We start from the raw sequence: 12,856 nt of genomic DNA on the forward strand, positions 1-12,856 counted from the left end.
TGGACGGCTCCGGCATATGAGCCCCGACCGCGGCGTTCACCGCTGCCGAGGCCCATATGCCCTCTGCCGCCCAGCAGTTCGCAGCCCTGGCCGAACAGACTGCAGCCCGCCTTGCCGGTGGCCGCGGGCAAGGAGCTGTCGCCGGTGCAGTGCGTGTTGTACGCCGGCGTTACCGGGCCCTTAGAAGGTCAGGTTCCAGGCGTCGATCTTGCCTGTGTCGGAGGCGGCGTTGTCGTTGACACGCAGCTTCCAGGTGCCGTTCGCGACCTCCGAGGAGGCGTTTACGGTGTAGGTCTGGGCGATGTTGTCGGCGCTGCCGCCGGCGTGGTTGTGCAGCGTGTAGACGGTGCCGTCCGGCGCCACCAGGTCGACCTTCAGATCGCCGATGTAGGTGTGCTTGATGTCCACACCCACCTTGAGGGTGGCCGGGGCGTTGCCGGTCACGCCGGTTATGGCGATGGGGCTCTCCACGGTCGCGTTGTCGTTGATGGCGAAGTCCGCGAGGTTCTCGAAGTACTTACCGGGCGGCGGGGTGGTCCCGACAGCCTTGAGGGCGTCGACTTGTCCTTCGCCGAAGAACGAATTGTTGGCCGTCGTGCCCGTGCAGCGGCTGTCCGAGGGGCAGGCGATGTCGTTGGCCTGGGCGGCCAGCTTGGCGCGGATCTGCGCTGGGGTGATGCCCGGGTTGGCGCTGGCGATGAGTGCCGCCACGCCGACCACGTGCGGGGTGGCCATCGAGGTGCCGCTCTTGCTGCCGTAGCCGCCGCCGGGGACGGTGGAGTACACGTTGCTGCCCGGCGCCGCGACGTCGATAACGCCCTGGCCGTAGTTGGAGAACGAGGCCTTGGTGACACCCGTGCCGTTGGCCGCGACCGTGACCACGCCCGGCAGCTCGGTCGGGATGTCGAGGCAGGCGTTGGTGATCGTGCGGGTGACCGGCGTCGAGTCGTTCGGGCTCGCGGAGTCGGTCGTCTTGTGGGCGAGGTCGTAGTTCTCGTTGCCCGCGGCGGCGATCTGGAGGGAGCCCTTGCCCTCGGCGTACTCCTGGGCGCGTTTGACGCCCTCGATGATGGCGGCCTGGTCGATGTTGTCGGGGCAGTTGAACTGCCACGGGTCCGTGTAGTAGCTGTTATTGGTGACCTTGAAGCCGTGGTCACCGGCCCAGACGAAGCCGCAGATGGTGTTCTCGGCGAAGAAGAAGGAGTTGCCCGGCTCAGCGACCCGGACCGCGGAGATCTTCACCCCGGGGGCCACGCCGACGACGCCCTTGCCGTTCTTGGCCGCGGCGATGGTGCCCGCTACGTGGGTGCCGTGTGTGTCGACGTCCCGCCAGGCGCCGGCGCGGGTGTCGGGCTTGCCGTAGGCGCAGGAGACTGAGTCGGCCGCGTTGAAGTTGGGCGCCAGGTCCTGGTGTTGGTCGTCCACACCGGTGTCCAGGATGCCGACGGTGACGGAGGCGGTGCCCGGGTTCACGGCCCAGGCCTGGTCGGCCTTGATCTGGCTCATGTCGGCCCGGACCGGCTCTCCTGCCGGGGTCGAGGACTGGGCCGGATTGGGCGGGAGCGCCGGGTTGTAGGCGTCGGCCGGGACGTCCGAGGTGCGCGTGGCGCCGACCTGCTGCACGCCGGCGACGCCGCGCATGGTGGCGGCGAATCCGCTGGATGCCGAGTGGGCGACGATCACGCCGATGGCGTCGAAGTTCGAGAAGACGGTGCCGCCGTTGGTCGCGATCGCGGAGCGGACTGCCGAACTGTCACCGGGGGTGGTGATCACGAGGTAGGCACGCGTGCCGGCCACCCAGGTCGCATTCTGGGAAGCCGGCACGGCGGCCGGAGCGTGGGCCTTGGTGGCCGGCGCGGGGGAGGGGCCGATGGGGAGCGTGCCCGCGAGGGCGCCCGGGGCGCCGAACGCGAGGGCGGCGCCGAGCGTGGCCGCCAGGACCAGCGTGCGTCTGGTCCGGCTCGATATGTGGGGTATCAAAGCGTCCTCCGGAGACGGCCCGGCCGCGCTGAGGGCACCGGCGGGGCCGTACGAAACGAGTGGTGAATGCAAGATGTCAGGCGTGTGCTCCGGTACGGAAGTACCTTTCTGTACACGGGCGTTAGAGGGGAATGGCTGAAAAGGACGTAGTCCGGGCATCGGGGGGCGGATCCACCGGGAGCTCGGCGACGTCGACCGCGCCCTGGCGTACGCCGCCGACCTGGTGCCGGTCATCGACGGGGTGGACCGGCTGCTGGGGTGGTGGCTGAGTGAGGTGTGCCCGCAGTTCGGTGACGAGCTCGCCGGCGGGCAGGCCGGGCTGCTGCCCGGCCGTCGGCGCACCTTCGAGGGCGGGCGGCGTCGGGCCTGTGCGGTGACCTGATAGCGCGCTCGGCGGCGTCCTGGATGTCCATTCCGTGCTCAAGAGCTCGGATCTTCAAATGTCTGCGAACGCCTGGTACTCCGCAGGCGGCCTTCCGGAAGCCAAGGCCGACAGGGCGAAGTCGTGGGGCACGTTCCTGCCGGTCGGTGAACCGGACAAAGCGGCCAGAAGCCGACCGGGCGTGGTGTTCGCCATGCCGGGCGCTCGGTGTGTGCGTCGGGTCCTCCTCGGATGAATTCGGGCGGCGGCCGGCCGGCCTGACGATCGGTTCGGCTGCCGCCCCGGGTGGCTGGGTCAGTGCAGGGGGACGTTGAAGATCGCCTTGCGGTGGCTGAAGGTCTCCAGGGAGTAGCGGCCGTGGTAGTTGCCCATGCCGCTCTCTCCGACGCCGCCGAAGGGCAGGGTCGGTACGGTCAGGTGGAAGACCGGCAGGCCGAAGTTGACGGCGCCGGACGAGGTCTCGGTGATGAGCCGGGTGCGGGTGGTGTCGTTGTCGGTGAAGGCGTAGACCGCCAGCGGCTTGTCGCGGTCGTTGATGAAGGCGATGGCCTCGGTGAGGTTGGCGACGGTGAGGATCGGCAGGATCGGGCCGAAGATTTCCTCCTGCATCACCGGTGCGTCCAACTCCACGTCCAGCAGCACGGTGGGGGCGATGTACTTCTCGGTGCGGTCGCTCTGGCCGCCGAGCGCGATGCGGCCGGAGCCGAGCAGCCTCTTCAGGCGGTCGAAGTGCCGCTCGTTGATGATGCGCCCGTAGGTGCCGGAGGTCTGGGGGTCGTCGCCGTACAGTTCCTGGACCGCCTGGGCGAGGGCGGTCGTCAGCGCCTGGGCGGTCTCGGGGTCGGTCAGGACGTAGTCGGGGGCCACGCAGATCTGCCCTGCGTTGCTGAACTTGGTGGACGCGATGCGTTCGGCGACGGTGGCGATGTCGGTGTCGCGGTCGACGAAGACCGGCGATTTGCCGCCGAGTTCGAGGGTGACGGGGGTCAGGTGTTCGGCGGCCGCGCGCATCACGATCCGGCCGACGGTGCCGTTGCCGGTGTAGAAGATGTGGTCGAAGTTCTGGGCCAGCAGCGACGTGGTCGGTGCGACGCCGCCTTCGACCACGGCGACGGCGTCGGTGTCGAGATAGGCCGGGACGAGGCGGGCCAGCAGCGCGGAGGTCTGCTCGGCGAGCTCGGACGGCTTGATGACCACCGCGTTGCCGGCTGCCAGGGCGCCGGCGACGGGGGTCAGCAGCAGGTAGATCGGGTAGTTCCAGGCCGAGAGGACCAAGGCGACACCGAGGGGGTCGAATTCGGTGCGGGCCGTGGTCCCCTCCGGCAGGTGGGGGACGGCAACCTCTGCGGGCTGCGGGGCGAGCCACTCCTCGAGGTGCTCCAGGTAGTCGTCGATCTCGAGGATGGTGAGGCCGATCTCCGCGATGTCGACCTCGTCGGGGTTCTTGTGCAGGTCGGCCCAGAGGGCGTCGGCGATGTCCTTGCGGTTGTCGGTCAGCAGTGCGCGCAGCTGGGTGAGCTGCGCGCGGCGCCAGGCGAGCGGCTTGGTGCGGCCGCTGCGATGGGCCTTTCGCAGCCGCGTGACGAGGGCGGCGGCGTCGGTCTCGGTGAAGTCGGTCCAGGAGATGGTCATAGGGGATGTTCCGTTCTGGGGGAAGTGGCCCGGCCGAAGGGCCGTCAGGGGCAACAGAAGGACGTAATGGTCATGCGTCCTTAGATGCTTACGCTAGCACGCACGGCACCGCATGTAATCCCCTTTCGCGAATAGAGCATGTGCATTGAGCGTGGCCGGGCGGCCGGAGATGAGGGCTCTGGCCTGGTGCGGCAGCGATCTCGGGACTGCTCAACTCCCGGCCGCACGGCGACCAGACGCCCTCGGACCCCTCGCGCGGTAGGACGTCCTGTGCCGGTGCCGGGCGCATGCGTTCGCCCTCCTGCCTCGTGCAGAGGGGCGGTCGGTCAACAGCGGCGGCGTGACCTCCCGACCAGCCGCCCCGGCTATGCCCGGTCGACCGTCGCGTCAGGAGTGCTGCGCAACGCGCTCCGCTGGTGTGCTGTCAAAGCCGCCCGGATTGCGGAACATGCCGTGGGCGCACGACCGGTCGATCCACGTCAGGTCCGCGGCCGGGACAGTGCGCGACAGCGGATGAGAACCGGTCACCACGGTCCCCGCTTCCGCTGCGGCCGGCGCGTAACCTCCCGCCAAGCGCCGGTTCGTGATGCCGGCTGCGGCAGCAGGGACATGGCCAGCTCGGTGCTCGCCCCGCACGGCGCCAGGGTGATCCGCGCTTCGCGGTGGTTTCACAGGCTTGGCGGCTACTCCAGGTACAGGCAGGCGCTGCGCCTCATCGGCCACCAGCACCCGCGAGAGGTGGCCGGCCGCCAGCCGGCCATCGTCCGGTATGTCGCCGAGGCGGTCACCCGACCGGGCTGTGCGCCGGCGATGCGCGAGATCGGATCCGGGCTGGGAACGGCGATCGGCACATCCTCGACCGAGCCCGGCACTGTCACCAGGCTTGTCGAGTGCGGCCCTCGTGGGCACCTGAACTGGGCTATGGGATCGATTCCTCGGCCGAAAGGGACTGTCGACAGGACGGCCACGTGAGGCCCATGACCTGCCGCCCGGCGGAGGAAGGCCCTTTGCGTCTCCGGCTGATGCAAGGAGGCGACCGAGGTGCCCGGGCCGGTTGGTGAGGGTGCCGTCGGGCGGATGCTGCCGTCAGTCGTCGGCGCGGGTCTTTTTTCGGGCTCGGTATGCGGCCACGTTGTTCTTGTTGCCGCACATTTCGTATGAGTGCCAGCGCTGTGTGCGGCTGCGCGTGGTGTCGTAGAAGACGTGCTCGCAGCGCTCGTTGGCGCAGGCGCGGATGCGGGGCCAGGTGCCTTCGGTCACGAGTTGTGCCACCGCGAGGGTGATGCCGCCGACCACGGGGTCGCCGTCCACCTGCTGCAGCCCCGTCCCGGGTGCCGAGAATGTATGCCGGAGCGTGACGGAGGAGGCGCGTTCGGTGAGTTCCGCCCAGCCGGGCGCCGCTGCGGCGCTGTCCGGTGCGGCGACGATGGTCATGAGGGTCGCGCGTAGGGCGCGGATGTCGGCGAGGCGCTCCGGCGATGGCGGCGCGGCCGCTTCGGGGTGGCCGAATGGCCGAAGGAGGGCGTGTGCCGCCTGATCGGCGTGAAGCGTGTCGAGGGAGTCGGTTGCTGCGTGCGGCCGGGAGTTGAGCAGGTCCACCATCGCCGCAGCGGTCGCCGGGATCCGCCGTGCAGGCTCCGATGCTTCATCTCTGGCCATTCACTCACCCTAACGGACATTGCCTAGTCGTAAAAGAAACTTACATCGTGCGGTGGCGTGTGTCGCGAAGTAATGGTCTAATGAGAAAAGAACGTTACGTCTGGTGCGGTCTTCGTGGCCAGCGGACCTGTCCCGGCACGCGCCTCGTGGCACCCCTGCTCAAACGATCCGCAGTCCGGAGGACGGTCCGCGGACACGGCGGCTTCCCCGGCGAAGCCGTACGCGGCGCTCGATGACACGAATGGTCGTCCCGCCTCAGGCGGGTTCCTGGAAAGGAAATGAAGATGAGCGTGATCAAGACCCGGTTCCGCACGATCGATGGGCTGTCCATTCGGTACGCCGAGAGCGACACCCCCCGCAGTGGCCGCGAAGCGCTGCTGCTGAGCCCGTGGCCGGAAAGCCTGTACGCCTACGACGCGACCTGGTCCCGGCTGGCCCGGCGGGCCCGCCTGATCGCGGTGGACCTGCCGGGGTTCGGGCACTCCCAGCTCCGGGAGGACCTGCTCTCGCCCAAGGCGATGAGCGACTTCATCGTGCGGATCGCTGACGCGTTCGGGCTGGCGCAGCCCCACGTCGTCGGCCCGGACATCGGTACCAGTGCGGTGCTGTTCGCCTTGGCCCGGCACCCGGGCCGATTCCGCAGTGCGGTCGTGGGCACCGGCGGGGCGGCAGTCCCGCTGCAACTGGGCAGTCCTCTGCACGAGTGGGTGCACGCCGAGGACCTGGCCCCGTACCGGGCCATAGACCCCAAGGCCATCGTGACCGTCGCGGTCGACAACATCGCGGGCTACGAACTGCCGGAGGTCGTGCGTGAGGACTACCTCGCGTCCTACGTCGGCCAGCGGTTCGTCGACCAGATGCCCTACGTCCGCGCCTATCGCACCGAGCTGCCGGTCCTGGGCGACCTGCTGCCCACCATCGACACGCCGGTGCAGATCATCAACGGCCGCAACGACCCGGTGGTGCCGGTGGCCAACGCCGAGTACCTGCACGAGTGCCTGCCCAACAGCAAGCTCGACATCATCGACGCGGGCCACTTCATCTGGGAGGAAGCCGCAGACGACTACGCCAGGACCGTCGTCGACTGGTGGCAGAAGAACTGACCGCCCGCCGGACGTACCGCCCCGCCCGCCGCCAGCTGTTCGTGCGCGCGAGGGAGAGGGACGACCGCCAGAACGAAGTGGCCGGTCACCGGTCGCTGTGCCGCTGATGACCGCACGCTGCACTTCGACCGCAGCGACGATCACGATGCACCGCGCGTGCCCGGTTCTGGGCCGACGGTCGAACGGTCGGCCGACCGCCGCAGCCTCCACACGAGGGCCCACGAACGCAAGCTCGCCCACCACGGGCGAGGAAAAGAAGGACGGAGAGACATCATGGCGACAGCGGGATCGTCCGCCACCTGGCGTGGACGGGCACTGGTACCGGTACTCGTCTACCTGAGTTCGGTGGTGGCGGTGATCAGCAGCCTCGGTGCGCCGCTGACGCCGACCATCGCCGCGGCCGACCACGTGTCGCTCTCCCAGGCCCAGTGGTCTCTCACGATCACTCTGCTGGTCGGAGCAGTCGCCACCCCCGCGATGGGACGCCTCGGTGATGGACCGCTGCGTCACACGACGATCCTGACCGCGCTGTCGGTCGTGCTGGCGGGAAGCGCCCTGGCCGCCCTCCCCTTCGGCTTCGGCTGGCTCCTCGTGGGCAGAGCCCTGCAGGGCGTGGGGCTCGGCCTGATACCGCTGGCCATCGCGACCGCCCGCGACAACCTGCCGGCGAGCCGCTCCCGCTCGGCCATCGCGCTGCTCTCGGTCACCGTCGTCAGCGGCGTAGGTCTGGGGTATCCGTTGGTCGGCCTGATCGCCGAGCACCTCGGGTTCCGTGCCAGTTTCTGGTTCGGCGCGGCGGTCAGCGGCGTGGGCCTCGTCGTGGCCGTGCTGGTCCTGCCGGGCACGCGGCACCTGAGCCGGCACCGGCTGGACCTGGTGGGCGCGGTTCTGTTCGGCGCAGTCCTGGCCGGACTCCTGCTCGTCTTGTGCGAGGGAGAGTCGTGGGGCTGGACGTCGCCGGTGCTGCTCGCTCTGGGCGCCGTCTCGCTGGTGTGCCTGGCGATCTGGATCGTGTTCGAGCTGCGGACCAACGCGCCGCTGGTGGATCTGCGCCAGCTGCGCCATCGCGTCGTGCTGACCGCGGCTGTGGTGGGGCTCGTCGCGGGCCTGGGCATGTTCCTGCTGGTGTCGCTGGTCACGCGGCTGGCCCAGACGCCTACGGGCCCGGGTCACGGATTCGGAGTGTCGATCGTCGTCAGCGGGCTGATCCTGCTTCCCTTCTCGGTTGCCAGTCTCCTGACGAGCAAGGTCATCCCGTCGGTGGCGCACCGCGTTTCCTGGCGCCTGACGCTTCCGCTGTCCTGCGTTCTTGTCCTGGGGGCCCTGCTCGTGTTCGCTCTGGCCCGCACCACCCTGTGGGAACTGTTCGTCGTGATGGGCATCGCCGGTCTGGGCGTCGGCAGCGTGTTCGCTCTCGTACCCACGCTGGTCGTCAGCGCGGTGCCGGCCCGCGAGATCGGGAGCGCCATCGGCTTCAACCAGGTGCTCCGCTACGTCGGGTTCACCACGGGAAGCGCACTGAGCGCCGTGGTGCTCGAATCCCACACCGCGGCCGGGTCCGCACTGCCGAACCCGGACGGCTACGGGGTCGCCGCCGTTCTGGGAGTCGTGATCTGCGCGGCCGCCACAGTCTTCGCAGTCGTTGTTCCGCGACGGCACCGTGACGAGCTGGCTCTCCCCGCACAGGGCGGAGAATCAACGGACGTGAAGGGTCTCGAAGACGGCCGAACGCTGACCCTCTGACGGGGCACGAAGGCGGTCGCCGAACTGCTGGGATGCCCGACCGCCTCATGCTCCAGCAGCGTTCCGCTAACTGGCCTGGTCAGAGGCATCGTCGGAGCGTAGTTGGCTGATGGTGCGTCGGGGGCGGCCTTGCCGGGCCACCCCTCCATCGAAGCGCCGCGCCTGAACGGCGCTGCTGTCGATGCCGGTCGTGGAAGTCCGGACGAAATTCCGCGCGACCGTCCAGTGCCTTTCCCCGAAGGTGAAGCCGGCCGGCAGCAGACAAAGCGGCTACCAGCGAGGATGCCCGTCACGACCACCGATCAGAGCCTCGTGCTCCTCCGGGCGACGCACTCGGCCCCTGTCGTCTTCAGCGCGGGTGCGGCGATTGGAGCTTTGGGCGGGATGCTCGGGCTGGGTGGTGCGGAGTTCCGTCTGCCGTTGCTGATCAGCCTGATCGGGTTCGCCGCGCTGTCGGCCGTGATCCTGGACAAGGCGATGAGTCTGGGCGTGGTCCTGGTCGCGCTGCCTGCCCGGCTGGCCGAGGTCCCGGCCGCGGAGGCCGCCGCGCGCTGGCCGGCCGCCGTCAACCTGCTGGCCGGCAGCCTGCTCGGGGCTTGGGCAGGGGCGTCCTGGGCGGTGCGCATGCACAGTATGATCCTCCACAGGTTGCTTGCTGTCCTGATGGTGTTCATGGCTGCCGCGTTGCTCGTCATGCACACCACGACGCTGGCCACGCTCGCGTTGCCGCTGTGAGCCCGGGTGCCGTGCGGGGTCGTGCCCGGGGTTCGGTATCGGGGTGGTCGCGGCGATCATGGGTGTGACCGGGGGAGAACTGCTGATCCCGACGATCGTGCTGCTGTTCGCGGAGGACATCAAGACCGCCGGGAGCCTGTCCCCGCTGGTGTCGCTGCCGACGCTGCTGGTGGCCTTCGCCCGCTACAGCCGTGATGGCAGCTTCGCCGTTCTCGGTGTGCACCTCCGCTTCACGATGGTCATGGCTGCCGGTTCGGCCGGCGGCGCCCTGCTGGACGGGCTGCTTCTCGGGGTGTTCCCGGACCTGGTCCTCATTCCCGTGCCGGCCGTGATCCTGCTCGTCTCCGCGGTCAAACTGGCCCGCCGCGGCTAAAGAGCCACGCGGTGCAGCCTCTCCAGTGCCTCATCCGAGGCCCGGCCACCGGCCCGACCACGGTCACGGCAGGCCGGCCGGCCGTGAGTCCGAGGGCGAATCCCCACCAGGGGGCCGCAAGCTCGGCCATGGGCTCGGGGCCGACCGCGAGTTGCAGGCGGTGGTCAGGGTGTGGTCAGGGCGTGTTCGGTGGTGGGGCTGCAGGCGATGAGGGTGTCGATGCCGGTGACCTCGAGCAGGTGCAGGACGGGCTTGGGGGCGGCGGCGAGGCGCAGCCATCCCTGTTCATTGCTGGCTTGGTGGTGGGCGGTGATGAGGGTGTTGAGGCCGCCGGAGTCGATGAACGTCACGCCGCTGAGGTCGACCACGATCCGCAGTGGTGCTGTCGCGGTGTCCCGGGAGAGCAGGGCGTTGTTCAAAGCGTCCTGACCCACGAGCGGCACAGCCGCGCGAGGATCGGTCACGCGACGCTGGATGCGCTCGGACCGGCACAGGTCTGCGGTCGGGCTGGTGTGGGGTGCGGCCACCGCTGATCAACGTGGGGGGGCAACGGAAGACCGGTGCGGTGACCGCAAGCAGAGCGTAGACGGCGGTACGGGTGTCCGGAGATCACCTGGGACAGTTCCTGCAGACGCCGCGGCTGCACAGCGGTGCCGTGGGCGGCCGGGGTGTGGGCGAGGGCCCGGTACGTGGTGTACCAGACAGTCTCTGGGCCTGGACGAGATCGTGGGGGAAGGAGGAGGCGTTCATGCCCAAGATTAGATCGCATGTGCGATTTTCGAGGCAAAGGCACGTTCTTCTGGCGTCACCACCCACGGGGTTCTGTGTCATCGAACCTTGAGCGGGTAACGCCGTGAGCACCCCCTACTTCGGATCTTCCGCGGCTACCTGTACCGCCTGGGTTCTACTCGCTTTCAACGAGCGGGCGGAGCCGGGCCAGAGCCTGACGGCAGTTCGCCGCCGTCCGGGCGGCTGCTTCCTGTGCTCTCATGGAAGCCTGCGGGGGAACCCGGGCAGCCGCGTAGTACTCCAGGTCGTTGAGCGCCTCGGCACGCGCCTGCGCGGGAAGGTCGAGCAAGTCGCGCTCAGCGACAGTGAAGTCCCCGTGCTTCTGCTTGGTCAGGGCCTCGATCGTCCGCCAGGTTGACTCCTCTGAAGACATGATGTGGCTGAGCACCAGGTTCTTCTTCGCCCCCACGGAGATGCTCGGCATGTCGACGATGCGCGGCGTCTCCTTCTGCGGCTTGCGAGGCTTGTTGGCCTTCTCCCGACCCACGGCATCCTCCTCATTGGTGCGGTCGACGGACCGCAGGAGACGGAACTTTCGTCTCCTGGCCAACGACGATGACGACGTGAGGAAACCGTTCCCGGACTTTCCCGCTGCGTGACGGCTGTCCATCACGCGGAAAAGCCCCGCAGCCTCACCGAGCCCACCGGCTCACCTCAGCCCTGCGCTGCGCGGGCACGACTGAGAGCGGAAACGGCGAAGCCTCCAAGACCAACCGGCCCTTGGAGGCTTCACCGAACTCGCAGGCTACCCTGCCCAACGAGCCCTACCCGCTCGGGTTACGCCGCCCTGCGAAGTGCTGTCTTCGTGTCAGTCACCCAGATCGGCGTAGGTCAGGGCGTGGACCCGCTTGTATTTCTGAGAGTCCCAGCGGACCAGGGCGTCACGGTGCTGCCGCTCGGTGCCGACGTGGTCGGCCAGTTCGGTCATGTGCGGGCGGTGTGGCTGGCGACGGTGCCTGCTGCCGGTCCGCTGACGCGGGAGTAGGCGGGCCGGGGGCCATCATCGCGCCGCAGGGCGCCTTCGGCGGCGAGCAGGGCGCGGGCTGCTGCCGGCCTCTCGCCGACGGCGGCGTAGGCACGGGCGTGGGTGACATGCAGCAGCGCCTGGGTCTGGCCGTCGACGTGACCGAGACCGCGAGCGCGGGCGCGCCAGGCTGCCAAGGTGGCCGTGCTCGCAGGGCGGTGCAGCGCGACGATGAGGCGGTCGCGACGTGGTACACCGTGCCCGGGGTGTGCCTGTTGCTGCACCGACTCAGAGGCGTGGGTCGATGGTGATGGCTGTCGCGTCCACCTATCTTTCAGCCCGCGTGGTGAGAGGTGTGCGGTGCCTGGTGGCAGACGCCGTCGCGGACCATGGCCAGGTGCATGGCGACCATGGGTCGGGCAGTACGGGCTGCGGCGACCACACCGGTGTTCGTTCCATGCTTGATCTCCTGGTCGATGGCGGCCAGCGTCTTGCGGTGAGCGCCGTCCTGAGCCTTGAGCCACGCCTGGTCGTAGGCGGAGCTTCCGGCCTTCGACTGCACCGCTTTCAGGGCCTCCTGCTGCGCCGCAGAGGGTGCCGACGGCAGTTTGGTGTGCGTCTTGTCCGCCAGCTTGCGTACGGAGGCGTCCAACTTGATGTGGTCGATCACCCAGGTCTGTCCGGCCCGCTTTACGCACGCGCTCTTTGCGTGTTTCCCGGCATCTTTCCCGGCGGCGATCTCGGCGAGATTGCCCTGGTGGGCCTGCACAAGGAAGGTATGGTCCTGGTTCGTGGGGGAGGCTGCCGCGGTGGCGTGAGGGGCGGAGAGGCCCGCCAGCGACGCTGCCGCGACAAGAGTGGCGAGGGTGTACCGGCGCATGAGATGAACTCCTCGGTCACGTCAGGCCCGCGGGGCACGGGCCCTCGGATAGAAGGATGTGGACGTTCTGCTCGAATCTGCAAAAATACGGGTGCCACATCCTGAACTTCCGACACACCCAAAAGGGACTTTTTCTCCTGCGGCGGCATAGGGTGCAGGACCACGTGCGTATGTCGTGCCGCGGGAATGCCGGACTCGGTTGAGTCATGAACTGTTGGGCAGGGTGTAGGCGAGCTCCACGTTGTTCGCCGCCGCCCAGCTTGCGACTCGTTGGCACCGCTTCGTCGACAGGTGTGGGGAGTTGCCTTCGCAGGTGATGGCTATGCGCACGTCTGCCGAGCGAAGTGAGCGCAGGTAGCGGCAGACTTCCAGGAATGTGGATCTGTTCGTGGTCTTGTTGATGTGCCCGTTAAGGCTGCTGCCCAGGTCTCAGAGGGGGTTTGAAGTAGGCAGATTGCCGTTGATGCGCTAGTAAGTCCCTCGCCACGGGGGGTGGTCTCGTTCGTTACTGACTTCGGCGTTTCAAGGTGAGGCTGGGGTGTCGAGGGTGAGGCCGGTGCCGGCTATGAAGCCGTCGAGGGTGTGGGGCCGGTATTGAAGGCGTTTGAGGCGGTTG

11 protein-coding genes and 3 pseudogenes are annotated in these 12,856 nt (G+C 68.6%); 5 read left to right on the forward strand and 9 right to left on the reverse strand.

The genetic code is table 11. The features are described from left to right. Positions 1–180 precede the first annotated feature (180 nt). A complete protein-coding gene (locus ACWCQK_RS35700) occupies positions 181–1,980 on the reverse strand; it encodes a S8 family peptidase (RefSeq protein WP_451162316.1) in 1,800 nt (599 codons plus the stop codon). Positions 1,981–2,203: 223 nt separating this feature from the next. Here ACWCQK_RS35700 and ACWCQK_RS35705 point away from each other — a divergent pair, with 223 nt between their 5' ends. After that, positions 2,204–2,362, forward strand: coding sequence for a hypothetical protein (locus ACWCQK_RS35705; RefSeq protein ID WP_451162318.1), 159 nt, complete (start codon positions 2,204–2,206; stop codon positions 2,360–2,362). A gap of 294 nt (positions 2,363–2,656) precedes the next feature. On the opposite strand, the gene ACWCQK_RS35710 is transcribed toward ACWCQK_RS35705, so the two are convergent. Together ACWCQK_RS35710 and ACWCQK_RS35715 are read right to left on the reverse strand one after the other, a co-directional pair. Further along, complete coding sequence (locus tag ACWCQK_RS35710) at positions 2,657–3,994, reverse strand: aldehyde dehydrogenase family protein (protein ID WP_451162320.1); 1,338 nt, start codon at positions 3,992–3,994, stop codon at positions 2,657–2,659. A 1,086-nt stretch (positions 3,995–5,080) separates the two neighbouring features. Further along, on the reverse strand, positions 5,081–5,596 hold the full coding sequence (locus ACWCQK_RS35715; RefSeq protein ID WP_451162322.1) for a CGNR zinc finger domain-containing protein: 516 nt from the start codon (positions 5,594–5,596) through the stop codon (positions 5,081–5,083). Between the two features lie 341 nt (positions 5,597–5,937). Between ACWCQK_RS35715 and ACWCQK_RS35720 the strand changes: the two genes are divergently transcribed. The 4 genes from ACWCQK_RS35720 to ACWCQK_RS35735 all read left to right on the forward strand — a co-directional run bounded on the left by ACWCQK_RS35720 (position 5,938) and on the right by ACWCQK_RS35735 (position 9,607). Beyond that, a complete protein-coding gene (locus ACWCQK_RS35720; RefSeq protein ID WP_451162324.1) occupies positions 5,938–6,756 on the forward strand; it encodes an alpha/beta fold hydrolase in 819 nt (272 codons plus the stop codon). Between the two features lie 273 nt (positions 6,757–7,029). Next, a complete protein-coding gene (locus tag ACWCQK_RS35725; RefSeq protein ID WP_451162326.1) occupies positions 7,030–8,499 on the forward strand; it encodes an MFS transporter in 1,470 nt (489 codons plus the stop codon). A gap of 282 nt (positions 8,500–8,781) precedes the next feature. Further along, positions 8,782–9,234 carry a TSUP family transporter gene (locus ACWCQK_RS35730; protein ID WP_451162328.1) on the forward strand — a complete coding sequence of 151 codons (453 nt, stop codon included), beginning with the start codon at positions 8,782–8,784 and terminating at the stop codon, positions 9,232–9,234. 43 nt (positions 9,235–9,277) lie between these two features. After that, entirely contained in the window at positions 9,278–9,607 is a 330-nt protein-coding gene (locus ACWCQK_RS35735) for a hypothetical protein (RefSeq protein ID WP_451162330.1), read from the forward strand. 164 nt (positions 9,608–9,771) lie between these two features. On the opposite strand, the gene ACWCQK_RS35740 is transcribed toward ACWCQK_RS35735, so the two are convergent. The 6 genes and pseudogenes from ACWCQK_RS35740 to ACWCQK_RS35765 form a co-directional block, all read right to left on the reverse strand. Then, entirely contained in the window at positions 9,772–10,071 is a 300-nt protein-coding gene (locus ACWCQK_RS35740) for an STAS domain-containing protein (protein WP_451162332.1), read from the reverse strand. A 440-nt stretch (positions 10,072–10,511) separates the two neighbouring features. Then, entirely contained in the window at positions 10,512–10,883 is a 372-nt protein-coding gene (locus tag ACWCQK_RS35745; protein ID WP_451162334.1) for a hypothetical protein, read from the reverse strand. Between the two features lie 324 nt (positions 10,884–11,207). Beyond that, positions 11,208–11,530: pseudogene (locus tag ACWCQK_RS35750) on the reverse strand (tetratricopeptide repeat protein); the annotation flags it as partial. 164 nt (positions 11,531–11,694) lie between these two features. Then, positions 11,695–12,240, reverse strand: coding sequence for a DUF4142 domain-containing protein (locus ACWCQK_RS35755; RefSeq protein WP_451162336.1), 546 nt, complete (start codon positions 12,238–12,240; stop codon positions 11,695–11,697). Between the two features lie 207 nt (positions 12,241–12,447). Continuing rightward, a pseudogene (locus tag ACWCQK_RS35760) lies at positions 12,448–12,654 on the reverse strand (transposase); the annotation flags it as partial. 108 nt (positions 12,655–12,762) lie between these two features. After that, positions 12,763–12,856 (reverse strand): annotated as a pseudogene (locus tag ACWCQK_RS35765) (transposase); the annotation flags it as partial.

It is taken from the genome of Streptomyces sp. NPDC002306, from assembly GCF_053593435.1.

Coding starts and splice junctions, on each gene's coding strand:
- ACWCQK_RS35710 (WP_451162320.1), bottom strand. CDS start 3,994: ATGACCATCTCCTGGACCGACTTCACCGAGACCGACGCCGCCGCCCTC.
- ACWCQK_RS35720 (WP_451162324.1), top strand. CDS start 5,938: ATGAGCGTGATCAAGACCCGGTTCCGCACGATCGATGGGCTGTCCATT.
- ACWCQK_RS35730 (WP_451162328.1), top strand. CDS start 8,782: ATGCCCGTCACGACCACCGATCAGAGCCTCGTGCTCCTCCGGGCGACG.
- ACWCQK_RS35725 (WP_451162326.1), top strand. CDS start 7,030: ATGGCGACAGCGGGATCGTCCGCCACCTGGCGTGGACGGGCACTGGTA.
- ACWCQK_RS35755 (WP_451162336.1), bottom strand. CDS start 12,240: ATGCGCCGGTACACCCTCGCCACTCTTGTCGCGGCAGCGTCGCTGGCG.
- ACWCQK_RS35715 (WP_451162322.1), bottom strand. CDS start 5,596: ATGGTGGACCTGCTCAACTCCCGGCCGCACGCAGCAACCGACTCCCTC.